At 70.6% G+C, this 12,783-nt stretch carries 9 protein-coding genes; 4 read left to right on the forward strand and 5 right to left on the reverse strand.

Going from position 1 to position 12,783, the window contains the following annotated elements; all coding sequences use genetic code 11:
* Positions 1-180: 180 nt before the first annotated feature.
* Positions 181-2,442: a DEAD/DEAH box helicase gene (locus ACWGDX_RS28820; protein WP_453630171.1), complete on the forward strand. Its 2,262-nt coding sequence runs from the start codon at positions 181-183 to the stop codon at positions 2,440-2,442.
* 19 nt (positions 2,443-2,461) lie between these two features.
* Here the strand turns inward: ACWGDX_RS28820 and ACWGDX_RS28825 are convergent, their stop codons facing one another.
* Together ACWGDX_RS28825 and ACWGDX_RS28830 are read right to left on the reverse strand one after the other, a co-directional pair.
* Positions 2,462-3,235: an aminotransferase class IV family protein gene (locus ACWGDX_RS28825; RefSeq protein ID WP_453630173.1), complete on the reverse strand. Its 774-nt coding sequence runs from the start codon at positions 3,233-3,235 to the stop codon at positions 2,462-2,464.
* Between the two features lie 145 nt (positions 3,236-3,380).
* The gene (locus ACWGDX_RS28830; protein WP_453630192.1) at positions 3,381-4,484 is read right to left on the reverse strand and encodes a multicopper oxidase domain-containing protein; all 1,104 of its coding nucleotides are present in this window, start codon (positions 4,482-4,484) and stop codon (positions 3,381-3,383) included.
* 202 nt (positions 4,485-4,686) lie between these two features.
* Here ACWGDX_RS28830 and ACWGDX_RS28835 point away from each other — a divergent pair, with 202 nt between their 5' ends.
* Positions 4,687-7,167, forward strand: coding sequence for a ThuA domain-containing protein (locus tag ACWGDX_RS28835; RefSeq protein WP_453630175.1), 2,481 nt, complete (start codon positions 4,687-4,689; stop codon positions 7,165-7,167).
* A gap of 74 nt (positions 7,168-7,241) precedes the next feature.
* Positions 7,242-9,407 (forward strand): OmpL47-type beta-barrel domain-containing protein, encoded by a 2,166-nt coding sequence (locus ACWGDX_RS28840; protein ID WP_453630194.1) that lies wholly within the window; start codon positions 7,242-7,244, stop codon positions 9,405-9,407.
* A 140-nt stretch (positions 9,408-9,547) separates the two neighbouring features.
* Here the strand turns inward: ACWGDX_RS28840 and ligD are convergent, their stop codons facing one another.
* Entirely contained in the window at positions 9,548-10,567 is a 1,020-nt protein-coding gene (gene ligD / locus ACWGDX_RS28845) for a non-homologous end-joining DNA ligase (RefSeq protein ID WP_453630176.1), read from the reverse strand.
* 154 nt (positions 10,568-10,721) lie between these two features.
* Between ligD and ACWGDX_RS28850 the strand changes: the two genes are divergently transcribed.
* Positions 10,722-11,786 carry an ATP-dependent DNA ligase gene (locus ACWGDX_RS28850; protein ID WP_453630178.1) on the forward strand — a complete coding sequence of 355 codons (1,065 nt, stop codon included), beginning with the start codon at positions 10,722-10,724 and terminating at the stop codon, positions 11,784-11,786.
* A gap of 54 nt (positions 11,787-11,840) precedes the next feature.
* On the opposite strand, the gene ACWGDX_RS28855 is transcribed toward ACWGDX_RS28850, so the two are convergent.
* Both ACWGDX_RS28855 and ACWGDX_RS28860 read right to left on the reverse strand, forming a co-directional pair.
* Positions 11,841-12,302: a YchJ family protein gene (locus tag ACWGDX_RS28855; protein WP_453630180.1), complete on the reverse strand. Its 462-nt coding sequence runs from the start codon at positions 12,300-12,302 to the stop codon at positions 11,841-11,843.
* A 128-nt stretch (positions 12,303-12,430) separates the two neighbouring features.
* The coding region (locus ACWGDX_RS28860; RefSeq protein ID WP_453630182.1) for a helix-turn-helix domain-containing protein at positions 12,431-12,783 on the reverse strand (353 nt) is incomplete at its 5' end.

A 12,783-nucleotide genomic window follows, 5' to 3' on the forward strand; every position in this document is an offset into this window, starting at 1 on the left:
GCCCGGATCTCCTTGGTCGGCCAGCGAATTGGCAAGATGCTAGCACGATCGTTCGTTTAGTTTGGAGGTGGATTCGGTGACGCTCTCCGCCGACCGGCGGCCCGTGCCGGACGTGGGAGCATATGACCCGGTCGGGACGGGTCGGCCGGACCGGTCGAGCGGGGCGGACGGAGTGGCGCCATGAAGGGTGCGGGGGTCGCGCCGGGACACGATCCGGTGCCCGCGGGCAGAAGGGCGAGGGCCGCGCTCGACGCGGCGGAGCGGCTGCTGGGCACCGCGCGGCAGCTGCTCGACGACCACACCCGTGCCGTCACCGCCATACGGGAGGCCTTCGGTCCGCTCCAACGGGAGCTGATGGAGACCGAGTTGAGGGCGATCCCGGTGTCCCGGCTGCGGGACGTCACCGCGGGCAGGTTACGCATCGGCGCCCTCGAACAGGCGGGATTCACCTCCGTGCACGAGGTGTACGAGGCGGGCAGGCACACACTGCGCCAGGTGCCCGGGGTCGGGGCCCTTACCGCGGACCAGGCGGTGGCGGCGGCCACCAGGATCGCCGAGGCCGTCGGCGAGACCGTGTCCGTACGGATCGATGTCGACCGCCCCGAGCCGCGGACCACCGCGCTGGTCGTCGCCCTGCACCGGCTGGTCGAGGCCGGCCCGGAGCTGCGGCGCGCGCATGACACCGCGGAGCGGCTCGCCACGGAGCTGCGCGCGCTGCTGCCGGAGGCGGCTCCCGCACGCGGCCGGCTGCGACTGGCCCTGTCCGGACGGGACGGCAGGGCTCGGGCGCTCGGCGCGGTGAGCCGGCTCCGGCGGCTGCTGGACGAGGCGGCGGAGGCGGAGGTACCGCTGCTGCTCGCGCAGATGTCGGTGGATCTGCTGCGGGAGCCGGCCTCGGAGATCGAGGCCTGGGTCGACTTCGAGCTGCGCTCGGCCGACTACTACGGCGTGCTGGCGCAGACGGCGGGCGGGACCCCCGATGCCGCCGCGGCCGAGGGCTTCATGCCGTCCGAGATCGCCGGACGGGTACGGGCCCAGCCGCTGGACGACACCCGGCTGCGGGTGTCGCTGCGCGGCTATCAGGCGTTCGGGGCGCGATTCGCGCTGGCCCAGCGCCGGGTGATCATCGGCGACGAGATGGGGCTCGGCAAGACCGTCCAGGCCATCGCCGCCCTCGCGCATCTCGCGGCCCTGGGCGGTACGCACTTCCTGGTGGTCTGCCCGAGCAGTGTCCTGATCAACTGGACCCGGGAGATCGGCTCCCGGAGCACACTGCGGGCGATCCCGGTGCACGGCCCGGAGCGGCAGGAGGCGTTCACGGAGTGGCGCGAGCGCGGCGGGGTCGCGGTCACCACCTTCGACTCGCTGCACACACTGCCGTTGCTGCGGGCTCGCGAGGGGCCCGGGGACAGGACCGGCACGCTTCGGGACGAGCCGCGCATGCTCGTCGTCGACGAGGCCCACTATGTGAAGAACCCGGACACCCGCAGATCCCGCGCGATGTCCGACTGGGCCGAACACGCCGGTCATGTGCTGTTTCTGACGGGCACTCCGATGGAGAACCGCGTGGCGGAGTTCCGCAGTCTGATCCGGCGTCTCCAGCCCGGACTGGCCCCGGCCGTCCAGGGCGCCGACGCGGTCGTGGGCGCGCACGCCTTCCGCCGCGCGGTCGCCCCGGCCTATCTGCGCCGCAACCAGCAGGACGTCCTCGCCGAACTGCCCGCGCTGGTACGGGTGGACGAGTGGGAGGAGCTGAGCGCCGGGGATCTGGCGGCCTACCGCTCGGCGGTGGCCGACGCGCACTTCATGCGGATGCGCCGGGCGGCGTACGCGCGGCCGGAGACCTCGGCCAAGCTGGGCCGGCTGCGGGAGCTGGTCACCGAGGCCGCGGGGAACGAACTGAAGGTCGTGGTCTTCTCGTACTTCCGCGAGGTGCTGGCCGCGGTCCACCAGGCGCTGGGCGAGGGCGTGTTCGGTCCGCTCTCCGGCGATGTCCCGGCGGACCGCCGTCAGCGGATCGTGGACCGCTTCGGCGCGGTCCCGGGGCACGCGGTGCTGCTGAGCCAGATCCAGGCGGGCGGTGTCGGGCTGAACATGCAGGCCGCGTCGGTCGTCATCCTCTGCGAGCCCCAGGTCAAACCGACCCTGGAGCATCAGGCGGTGGCCCGTGCGCACCGGATGGGCCAGATCCGTCCGGTCCAGGTGCACCGGCTGCTCGCGGTCGACAGTGTGGACCAGCGTCTGCTGGACATCCTCGCCGACAAGAACCGCCTCTTCGACGCCTACGCCCGGCGCAGCGAGATGGCCGATGCCACGCCCGACGCGATCGATGTCGCGGACCGGGACATCGCCCGCCGGATCGTGGAGGAGGAACAGCTGCGACTGGCGGGCGGGCCGGACGCGGCGGGCGGACCGGACGGACCGGACGGCGGCAGCTCGTAGGACCGGCCTGGCGGGGGCGCTACAGGAGATCGCCCGGCTGATCCGTGTAGGTCTCGCGCAGCAGATCCACGGCGGGGTGGTGGTCCGTGAACCCGGTGCCGTCGATCGCCGTGATGGCGCGCACCCCGATGGCGGCGTTGGTCGCGAACGCCGCGTGCAGCGATCCGGCGTCCGCGAGCGCGACCGGGGCGACGCGGTGCTTGTGGGCGTCCTGGAGAAGCCGCATCGTCACCCCGGCGAGCTGGACGGCCTCCGGCCAGACGACCGTGTCACCGTCGAAGAAGCCGATGTTCCAGGTGACGCCCTCGGAGACATAGGCCCGACCGTCCACGAAGAGCGCGTCGTCGTATCCGGCGAGCCGGGCCGTACGGCGATGGCGCAGCGACGCGAAGAGCCCGACGCTCTTCACCTCGGGCGCGTCCCGGGTGTACGCGACGGAGCGCACCCGCAGCGGCGGCGGGGGCGCGGACGACGCCTGACGGTGTGTGACCAGGATGTGCGGGTCGCCGGTACGGTCGGGACGCCCGATGTCGAGGGCCGGGTCGAACACCGTGACCCGCACCGTGGCCGCGCCACGCGCCGGTGCGACCCGGCGCAGCAGCGTCCGTACCCGGTCGAGGTCCAGCTCCGCCCCGAACAGCGCCGTACAGTCCCGGCCGAGCCGGTCGAGATGCAGGGCCAGCCCGCGCACCCGCCCGTCGTCCACCCGGAGGGTGGTGAAGTGCCCGTAGTTGGTGAGCGCGAGCGCCGTGATCTCGTCGAGGCCGACGGGCCGGCCGTTGAGTTCCGCCATGCGACCAGGATGGCAGCCGGACGGCAGGGCAGGCCGCCGCTCGTCCCGGGACGGCGGCCTGCCGGAACATGCCCCCGGCCCGCGGAGGACCGGGCGGCCGGGCAGGGCCTGTGCCGCGACCGGCGCCAGGCCCTGTCCGCGGGGTCTAATGACCCGTGTGGTCCGCCGCGTCCTCGGCTCCCGCGGCTCCCTTGGCGTCCGCCGTGCTCTTGGCTCCCTCCGCGCCCTTCGCTCCCTCCGCGCCCTTGGCTCCGTCCGCGCCCTTCGCTCCGTCCGCGCCCATCGGATGGTCCGGGTGGTGCGGCTCGTACCCCGGGATCGTGCCGTCCGGCTTCTTGACCAGCAGCAGACCCGCCATGCCCATGTCCGAGTGGCTCTGCACATGGCAGTGGTACATCCAGGCCCCCGCGCCCACGTGTTCACCCGCGAGGATCTGGAAGCCGAAGGAGTCCGCCGGACCGGTGATCTTGTTGTCGATCACCCGGCTGGGGTCGTCGGGGCCGGTCAGCAGGCCCGTTCTGTTGTCCGCCCAGCGATGACCGTGGATATGGAACGTGTGGTAGAACTCGCCGTGCGTGATCATGATGATCTCGACCCGCTCCCCGACCGTCGCCTCGAAGTCGGGGGCCTCCGTACCGGACTTGTTGTTGATCGTCATGTCGTTGAAGACGATCGTGAACTGCTTGTCCGGCAGGATGTCGCCCTTCCTGCGGACGATCACCGGACCGTAGAGCCCCTTGCGGATACCGCCGGTGCCGTGGTCCGTACCGACCACATGGTCGTGGTAGTGCCAGTACCCCGCGCTGCCCGGCCGCCAGGTGCCGTCCGCGCGCTTGCCCGGTGTGTGCGTACGCCAGGTGTACGTACGGGTGCCGCCGGGCTCGACATGACTCCGGTTCATCCGGGTGCCGTCACTGGCTATGTCGTAGTCCACGCCGTGGACATGGAGGCTGGCCGCCACATCCGTGGTGTTCTCGAACTCGATATGGAGGGTGTCCCCCTCGATCAGCTCGATCAGCGGACCCGGGACGGTCGCCTTGCCCTTCTCGAAGCCGTACCCCATCTGACCGTTCGGCAGAGTCTCGGCGTACAGCTTGAGATGGCGCACCTGACCCCCGGCGGGGGCGGTCCTCGGCGGGGATTCCGCCGACGTCGCCGCGGGCGCGGAGGCGACCGACAACGATGTCACCCCCGTAGCTGCCACCGCGCCTCCCGCGAGCAGCCGCCGGTTGAAGCTCCGTCTGTCCATGGCCATACCGACTCCCCAGTGCCGTACGGAGATTTTCGGGGCACATGAGACCCCGGGGACGGCCACACGGTAGACCAGTGATCTACGTTTATCCACAGTCAGGACAAAGTTCGTTCGATTGCGGTGATACCTATTGGCGAGCCGCCGAAAGGGGTCTAGCTTCATTCGCTGTTGCTATGACCACAGAGGGGTGGGTGAACACATGCAGCGCGCACCACATCACCGGTCTAGATCCAGGCGCGGGATGGCCGCGGCCCTGGTGGCCGGCACGATGGCGGCGTCACTGCTCGGCGGCACCGCCGCATCGGCCAAGCCGTACCCGGAACCGGCTTCGACAACGTTGTCCCTTCCGTCACCTCCGGGCGGAAAGTCCGTCAAGGTCCTCGTCTTCCATGCCTCGGCCACCGAGGAGTCCCCGGTCGTCAACGCCGGGATCGAAGCCATCGAGGCCATCGGTCTGTCGGGGCCCACGGCCGGCCGGTTCAAGACAGAGGCGACGGACGACGGTTCCGTCTTCACCAATGCGACCAAGCTGGGCAAATACAATGCGGTCGTCTTCCTCACCGGCGGCGGCGATGTGCTCGACCCCGAGCAGGAAGCCGGCCTGGAATCCTATGTGGAAGCCGGTGGCGGCTTCCTCGGTATCCATGACGCGGCCCGCACGGAGCCGTACTCGGACTGGTTCACCGGGTTGATCGGCGCCCGGCCCACCGGAGCTCCCACCACGGTGCAGCGCGCGACCGTCGAGGTCGGCGACCGCATCAATCCGGCCACCAAGAACCTTCCGCTGGAGTGGAAGCGGCCGGACAAGTGGTTCAACTGGTCCGCCAACCCCACCGGCAAGGTGCACACCGTCGCCCGGGTCAGGGAGGCCAGCTACCAGCCGGGCACCGGAGCCAACGGCGCGGACCATCCCATCTCCTGGTGCCGCGACTACGACGGCGGCCGGTCCTTCTACACCGGCATGGGCGGTACGCCCGAGTCCTACGCCGAGACCGACTTCCGCGACCATCTGCGCGGCGCCCTCCAGTGGACGACCCGGATCTCCCGGGCCGACTGCAAGGCGACGATCGACAGCAACTACCAGGCCGAGCGGGTCACCCAGCCGAACCAGGCGGGCCGGCAGGACCAGATCGGTGAGCCGCACGGACTGGTCGTGGCGCCCGACGGACGGGTGCTCTACATCGGCCGGGGAGGTGGCGACAACGCCGCTCCCGTGGTGACCGACTGGAACAACCCGGAGATCGGCAAGGGCCTGGGCCAGATCCATGTCTACGACCCCGCGACGGGGAAGGTGACGCTCGCGGGCGCGCTGACGGTCTTCGGCAACAAGGGCGGCGGCGACGAGCTGGTCAAGGTCGAGGAGGGACTGCTCGGTATCGAGCTGGACCCGAAGTTCGAGACCAACGGCTGGGTGTATCTGCACTACACCCCGCACTCGCAGCTCAACCGTGACACCCGGATGGCCGAACGCCGGGTCTCCCGCTTCACCCTGGACCTGGCGGCCAACAAGCTGGACCTCGCCTCCGAGAAGGTCCTGCTGAAGTGGCCCGTGCAGGTGAACAGCTGCTGCCACGCGGGCGGCGGTATGGCCTGGGACTCGAAGGGCAACCTCTACATCGCGACCGGCGACAACAACTCGTCCGGCTTCAGCGACGGTTACTCGGGCAACAACCCCCAGCCCAACTACAAGGGCGTCTCCTTCGCCGACGCGCGCCGCACGGCGGGCAACACCAACAACCTGAACGGGAAGATCCTCCGTATCCACCCGGAGCCCGACGGGACGTACACCCTGCCCACCGGGAACCTGTTCACCGGCGAGGAGATGGACGAGGGCGGCGGCAAGACCCGCGGCGAGATCTATGTGATGGGCGTGCGCAACACGGCACGTATCTCCATCGACAAGAAGACCGACATCCTCTACGCGGGCTGGGTCGGCCCCGACGCGGGCTCGCCGAGCACCGTCTGGGGTCCGGCGAAGTACGACACGTTCTCCGCGATCACCAAGGCGGGCAACCACGGCTGGCCGTTCTGCATGGGCAACAACCAGCCCTACCGGGACCGCAATCTGCCCGACCCGTCCAAGCCGCTGGGCTGGTACAACTGCAACGCGCCCAAGAACGAGTCCCCCAACAACGACGGCCTGGTGAATCTGCCGCCCGTCACGCCCAACACCATCTGGTACTCGCCGCAGGGCGGCGCCCCCGACTACCCGCGGGACGCCAACGGCATCCCCAGCTACAAGCAGGCCGAGGCGAAGTATCTCCTGCCGTGGCTCAAGGGCGGCGGCCAGGCGACCATGGACGGCCCGGTCTACCGCTACGACGCGCAGAGCGCCAGCGCGGTCAAGTGGCCGGAGTACTGGGACGGCAAGTGGTTCGTCGGTGACTTCTACGACGCGACGGACAGCCCGCGCCACGCGGTGCTGACCGACCCCAAGACCGTCGGCAAGGGCGGTCTGCCGGTGCACGCCGAGACCCTGAAGAAGATCATCCCGGTCGGTCAGGGCGGTATCCGCAACCTCATGGACTGGAAGTTCGCCCCGGACGGCTCGCTCTACGTCCTCGACTACGGGCGCGGCTTCTTCACCTCCGACTCCCAGTCCGCGCTGTGGCGTGTGACCTACAAGGGCGGCGAGCCGACTCCGGCCGCCTCCGACCTGGCCAGGAAGGCGGAGCAGTGAGACATCGATCCCATCGTTCCCTCCTCAGGTACCGCCCGCTCAGAGTGTGGACGGCCCTGGTGGGCGCGTTCCTGATGGTGCTGGGTCTGACGTCGACAGCGGCGTACGGCCGGCCCTTCGACCCCAGGGGCGACGGAAAGACGGCAGCCGCGGCACAGGTGCTGACCTGGACGGCCGGTGACCCCATCGACCGCTATCTCAGCTTCCCGACCACCGCGCTGGCCGGCCCGACCACGATCGTCTTCGAGAACAGCCAGGCCACCGGCAACACCACCGGGATGCCGCACACGCTGACGTTCGATGTGTCGGATCCCGAGTACAACAACGATGTCGCCGTGAACATCCTGGCCAATCCGAGTGATGCCAACGGCGGCAAGTACACCGCCGAGGTGCGGCTCACCCCGGGCAAGTACCGCTTCCACTGCTCCATCCCGGGGCACGGCCAGATGACCGGTGTGCTCACCGTGACCGAGGTCGGCCCGGGGGACACCACCGCGCCCACGACCAACGCCACGGTGGCGGGACAGCAGAACGCCGACGGCGCCTATGTCGGGTCCGCGACGGTGTCGGTGACGGCGACCGACGAGGGCTCCGGTGTGGCGACGACCGAGTACGCGGTCGGGGCCGACGGGCCGTGGCAGCCGTACACCGCTCCGGTGGTGGTCGACCAGGTCGGCGGCCATACGATCCGGTACCGGGCCACCGACCAGTCGGGGAACGTGGCGGCCGAGAAGTCCGTCGGCTTCACCGTGGTGGCCCCGCCGACCGATGACACGGCCCCGCCGGAGACCTCGGCGACCGTGAGCGGCGAGCGGAACGGCGCGGGTGAGTATCTGTCGATGGCCACGGTCACCGTCACCGCCTCGGACACCGGCTCGGGCGTCAACACCATCGAGTACGCGCTCGGCGCCACGGGCGCCTGGCAGGCGTACACCGCGCCGGTGATGGTGCATCAGGTCGGCACGCACAAGGTCCGCTACCGCGCGACCGACAAGGCGGGCAACGCGGCGGCCGAGAAGTCCGTCGACTTCACCGTCGTGGAGCCGCCGGCCCAGGACACCACGGCGCCGGTGACCTCGGCGGCCGTGACCGGTGAGAAGAACGCCAACGGCGCCTTCATCACCAGCGCCAAGGTGACGGTCACCGCGACCGACGCCGAGTCCGGTGTCGACAAGACCGAGTACTCCCTCGACGGCGGTCCGTATCTCGCGTACACGGCCCCCGTCATCGTCGACCGGGTCGGGTATCACACGTTCGCCCACCGCGCGACCGACAAGTCGGGCAACACCTCGCAGGCCAAGCAGGTGACGTTCACCATCGCGCAGGGCGGCGGCGTTCCCGCGCCCAACTGCCCCGAGTACGACGAGCGGCTGACGGTCATCGTCGGCACGGTCGACTCGGGCGTGCCGAACCGGCTGACCCGCAGCCGCTGCACCATCAACGAGCTGATCGAGGACGAGCGGGAGTGGACCTCGCAGGCCCTCTTCCTCAAGCATGTCGACACCGTGCTCGACAAGCTGCTCGCCGACAACGTCATCGACCAGCGCGAGTTCAACAAGATCACCAAGGCCGCCAAGCAGTCCAAGATCGGCAAGCCCGGCCAGACCGAGGGCTACCGCGATCTCTTCGACGGCACGGCGGACTCGCTCGCCAAGTGGGAGCAGGTGGGCGGCGGCGAGTTCGCGCTCACCGACGACGGTGCGATCAAGAGCAGCACCACGGTCGACGGCATGGGCATGCTGTGGTTCCCGGAGCGCAAGTACGGCGACTTCTCGCTGAAGCTCCAGTTCCGTGACGACGCCCCGGGCAACGGCAACGCCAACGGCGGTGTCTTCGTCCGCTTCCCGAACGTCCACGGTCACCCGGAGGAGTCCCGGCCCGAGTGGGTCGCCATCAACTACGGGCACGAGGTGCAGATCCTCGACCGCCCGGACGGCGACATGTACAAGACCGGCTCGCTCTACGGCTTCGACCGGGTGGGTCTGGGCGGCGCGGGCGTCACCCCGAAGGGCACCTGGAACGACTACGAGATCCGGGTGGTCGACCAGCACTACACGATCCTGCGCAACGGTGTGGTGATCAATGAGTTCGACAACCTGGGCGGACAGACGTTCACCCCGCCGCGCGCCGGTGACCCGGGCACGGACGGCCGGCGGTACGCCACCGGTTATGTCGGGCTCCAGGTCCACAGCACGACGGACGTGATCTCGTACCGCAGCATCCGGATCAAGGAGCTGTAGCCGGGACGGCCGGGGCGGTTCGCCGCTCGCGGTCCGATGTGTCCGTGCTGTTCAGCACTGTGCCCCCTCTCCCGGGATTCCGGGGGAGGGGGCACAGCCCTGTCCGCTCCTGCTGCTCGGCGCACTCCCCCGGCCTCCGCTCACTCCCCCGGGTCCTTCCGGCGGGCCCTGCTCGGCTGGACGCGCTTCGGCTCTCCCGGCATCTTCGGATAGTCCGGCGGGTACGGCATGTCCCCGACCCCCTGGTCCTGCTCCTGACGCTCGGCCAGCTCCAGCAGACCCTCCAGACCGAACGCCTGCTCCGCCATCGGCGCGTGCACATCACCCGCCTCGGCGAAGCGGGCCGGCATGGTCGCCACATCGAAGTCGTCCGGTGCGACCTCGTCCAGCTCCGTCCAGCGCAGCGGCGCGGAGACCGGGGCGCCGGGCCGGGGGCGTACGGAGTAGGCGGAGGCGATGGTGCGGTCGCGGGCGGTCTGGTTGTAGTCGACGAAGATGCGCTCGCCGCGCTCCTCCTTCCACCAGGCGGTGGTCACCCGGCCCGGCATCCGCCGCTCCAGCTCACGGCCGATGGCGATGGCGCAGCGGCGCACCTCGGTGAAGGTCCAGCGCGGTTCGATGGGGACGAACACATGCAGACCACGGCCGCCCGATGTCTTGGGCCAGCCGTGCAGCCCCTGTTCCTCCAGAAGGCCGTGCAGCTCATGGGCGGCTCTGACCGCGTCCTTGAAGTCCGTGCCCGGCTGCGGGTCCAGATCGATCCGCAGTTCGTCGGGGTGATCGGTGCTGCCCCGCCGTACCGGCCAGGGGTGGAAGGTGAGACAGCCGAGATTCGCCGCCCAGAGCACGGCGGCGACCTCCGTGGGACAGATCTCGTCGGCGGAACGGCCGCTCGGGAACTCGATACGGGCCGTGGGGATCCAGTCGGGCAGATTCTTCGGCGCCCGTTTCTGGAAGAAGGACTCGCCCCCGACACCCTCCGGGTAGCGCTCCAGAGTGGTCGGCCGGTCCCGCAGCGCGCGCAGGATCCCCGGGCCCACGGCCAGGTAGTAGCGCGCGACATCGAGCTTGGTGAAACCGCGCTCGGGAAAGTACACCTTGTCCGGACTGGACAGCCGTACGGTCCTGCCGTCCGCCTCCAGCTCCATCGCCGCTCCCATGGGGGCCACGCTAGGCCGGGCACGGACGGACCGCATATCGGCCGGACCGCATATCGGCCGGACCGTGTGTCCGGCGGGCCCGTCGCCCGGCGGGCGGTATGCCACAGGGAGCGCATATCGGGCGGAGCGTCATGTTCCCGAGCAGAATCGGGTCATGGATCTGCCGGTGATGCCTCCCGTGAAGCCCATGCTCGCCAAGTCCGTGGCCCGTATCCCGCCGGGGATGCAGTACGAGGCCAAGTGGGACGGCTTCCGGGCGATCGTCCACCGTGACGGCGACGAGGTGGTGATCGGCAGCAGAACGGGCAAGCCGCTCACCCGCTACTTCCCGGAACTGGTCACGGTCCTGCGCGCGGAGTTGCCCGACCGCTGTGTGGTGGACGGCGAGATCGTCATCGTCCATGGGGACCGGCTCGACTTCGACCGGCTCACCGAGCGCATCCATCCGGCGAAGTCCCGGGTGGACATGCTCGCCGAGCGTACGCCGGCGAGCTTCGTCGCCTTCGATCTGCTGGCCCTCGGTGACGCCTCGCTGCTCGACACCCCGCTGGTACGGCGCAGGGAGGCGCTGGAGGCCGCGCTGACCGGCGTCCGTCCTCCGGTCCATCTCGCGCCCGCCACCACCGATACCGCGCTGGCCGGGCGGTGGTTCGAGCAGTACGAGGGCGCCGGGCTCGACGGGGTGATCGCCAAGCCCCTCGATCTCCTCTACCGGCCGGACGCCCGGCTGATGTACAAGATCAAGCACGAGCGGACGGCGGACGCGGTCGTCGCCGGATACCGGCTCCACAAGAGCGGTCCCGTGGTCGGTTCGCTGCTCCTGGGGCTGTACGACTCCGAGGGCGCCCTCCAGCACGTGGGGGTCTGTGCCGCGTTCCCGATGAAGCGCCGCGCGGAGCTGATCGAGGAGCTGGCGCCGCTGCGGATGGAGTCGGCGGCGGGCCACCCCTGGGCGGCCTGGGCCGACGAGTCCGCCCATGAGACCGCACGGCTGCCGGGCGCGCCGAGCCGCTGGTCGGGCACGAAGGACCTGTCATGGCTGGCGCTGCGGCCCGAGCGGGTGTGCGAGGTCGCGTACGACCATATGGAGGGCGACCGGTTCCGGCACACCGCGCGGTTCCGCAAATGGCGGCCGGACCGTACGCCGGAGAGCTGCACGTACGCGCAGCTGGAGGAACCGGTGCGGTACGACCTGGCGGAGGTGCTGGCACCACGCTGAGGCACGGGCGCGGGCGCCCGGCCCGAGGGCGCGGGGCCCGGCCCGAGGGATCACTCACTCCACGAAGGTGCCGTCCACATAGACCCAGGCGCCGTCGTGCCGGGCGAAGCGGCTTCGCTCGTGGAGAGCGCCCCGCGCGCCCCGGTGGGTGAAGCGGGCTCGGAAGGTGACGGTCCCGGTGGTGTGGAACGCGCTGCCGTCGGCGGTGTCCAGGATCTCCAGTCCGGTCCAGCGCACCGTGGGATCGAGATCGACGGCGGGGGGCCGAGTGGCGGGGTCCCAGCTCCTGAGCAGATACGGCTGGTCGCGCACGGCGAAGGCGCTGTAGCGGGAGCGCATCAGCAGTTCCGCCGTGGGCGCGGCGGCGGATCCGGAGTGGAAGCGCCCGCAGCACGCGCCGTACGCGGCGGACAGTCCGCAGGGGCACGGCGAGGCGCCGGTGACGGCGGTACCGGTGCCGGTACCGGTGGGGCCGGATCGGGTGGGGCGGGCGGATCGGTCGGGGCGTCGGGCCATGCCCCTATTCTCGCGGGCCGGACGCGCGCTTCTCACCCCGGCCCCACGTGAATCCCACGCGGATCCGACGCGGATCCCGCCTGCCCTCGCCGGTCCCGCCCTGGTTCCTCGCCGGTCTCACGCCGGTCTCACGCCGGTCCGAACCGGCGCCGGTACGCGCTCGGGGGCAGTCCCGTGCGCCGGCGGAGCTGCGCCCGCAGATTCGCCGCCGTACCCAGTCCGCTGAGCCGCGCCACCCGGTCGAGCCGTAGCTCGCCCTCCTCCATCAGCCGGCAGGCCAGGGCCACCCGCCGCGCGGTGAGCCAGGCCAGCGGGGTGGTGCCCAGCTGGGTACGGAAGCGCCGGTGCAGCGTGGCCTGGCTGACCGCCGCCCGCGCCGCCAGGTCCGCCACGGTCAGTTCGGTGTCCAGCCGCTCCCCCGCCCAGTCGAGCAGCGGTCCGAGCGAGGTGTCGGGGACGGCGGGCAGCGGCTGCTCCACGA

It is taken from the genome of Streptomyces sp. NPDC055025 (genome assembly GCF_053608565.1).

Bases quoted from the DNA above. Each gene is read 5' to 3' on its own strand.
- ACWGDX_RS28820 (WP_453630171.1), top strand. From the start codon at position 181: ATGAAGGGTGCGGGGGTCGCGCCGGGACACGATCCGGTGCCCGCGGGC.
- ACWGDX_RS28825 (WP_453630173.1), bottom strand. From the start codon at position 3,235: ATGGCGGAACTCAACGGCCGGCCCGTCGGCCTCGACGAGATCACGGCG.
- ACWGDX_RS28830 (WP_453630192.1), bottom strand. From the start codon at position 4,484: ATGGACAGACGGAGCTTCAACCGGCGGCTGCTCGCGGGAGGCGCGGTG.
- ACWGDX_RS28835 (WP_453630175.1), top strand. From the start codon at position 4,687: ATGCAGCGCGCACCACATCACCGGTCTAGATCCAGGCGCGGGATGGCC.
- ACWGDX_RS28840 (WP_453630194.1), top strand. From the start codon at position 7,242: ATGGTGCTGGGTCTGACGTCGACAGCGGCGTACGGCCGGCCCTTCGAC.
- ligD (WP_453630176.1), bottom strand. From the start codon at position 10,567: ATGGGAGCGGCGATGGAGCTGGAGGCGGACGGCAGGACCGTACGGCTG.
- ACWGDX_RS28850 (WP_453630178.1), top strand. From the start codon at position 10,722: ATGGATCTGCCGGTGATGCCTCCCGTGAAGCCCATGCTCGCCAAGTCC.
- ACWGDX_RS28855 (WP_453630180.1), bottom strand. From the start codon at position 12,302: ATGGCCCGACGCCCCGACCGATCCGCCCGCCCCACCCGATCCGGCCCC.